The sequence below is a fragment of the Niastella vici genome, assembly GCF_002077945.1.
GTDB classification, from domain to species: domain Bacteria; phylum Bacteroidota; class Bacteroidia; order Chitinophagales; family Chitinophagaceae; genus Niastella; species Niastella vici.
The window spans coordinates 1-385 of sequence record NZ_LVYD01000028.1 but is presented as its reverse complement, the minus strand read 5'-3'; the positions used below and the strand labels follow the sequence as shown (position 1 = coordinate 385).

Below are 385 nucleotides of genomic sequence, written 5' to 3'. Positions count from 1 at the left end.
GGGGAGGCAACGAACCGCTCTACCCGGAATCTGTGTTATTTAACGATTGTTACTTTTTTAGTTATCAATTCCCCGGTGTTGAACCTGATTTGCAAAATATAAGTACCTGATGATAGTGCATTAAAGTTTAACATAAACAGGCTTTTGTTGCTGCTTAATTGTTCCGAAGCCTGGTACACGGTATTTCCGTTAATATCATGCAGGTATAAACCAACATGCGCGTTATCATGGGGCGAGGTAATACTTAGGAAGCCCCATCCCTTATTCGGATTAGGATAAAACTCCACGTTAGTGCTTACCTTGTTTGCCGGTGTGGCATTTACCGGGGTGGCAACGTCTAATCGCGAATGTGCTACCGGCGCCGATATAGCGAACTGACCAAAAC

Annotated in this window: 1 protein-coding gene; it reads right to left on the bottom strand. The window is 44.2% G+C overall.

Features of this window, described 5'->3' with window-relative positions; all coding sequences use genetic code 11:
- Nucleotides 1-35: 35 nt before the first annotated feature.
- The coding region (locus A3860_RS09585) for a T9SS type A sorting domain-containing protein (protein WP_143774034.1) at nucleotides 36-385 on the bottom strand (350 nt) is incomplete at its 5' end.